The 236-nt window shown below is 71.2% G+C and carries 1 protein-coding gene; it reads right to left on the minus strand.

Features of this window, described 5'->3' with window-relative positions:
* Nucleotides 1-236 (minus strand): aminotransferase class I/II-fold pyridoxal phosphate-dependent enzyme (locus ACYQ0J_RS13880; RefSeq protein WP_460172641.1); only part of this gene is annotated, 236 nt, incomplete at both ends.

Consider the following 236-nt stretch of genomic DNA (forward strand, 5'->3'; position numbering starts at 1 on the left):
TGCTCACGGATGGCGGCCAGAAAGGGGGGGTAGACGGGTACCTGGGTCAGGACGCCCTGGCCGGGGGCGGTGAAGGCGGCCACTGCCGCATAAAGCCCCACCACCACCCCGGGCATGAAGGCTACCTCCCCGGAAAGGCCCGCCTTGTCCAGCAGGAGGGCCTTGAGCTCGGCATCCCCCTCCCGGGGCGGGTAGCCCAAAAAGCCCTCCGCCCGCTCGCGGATTGCCCGGCGCAC

Source organism: Thermus sp. FJN-A (genome assembly GCF_054655095.1).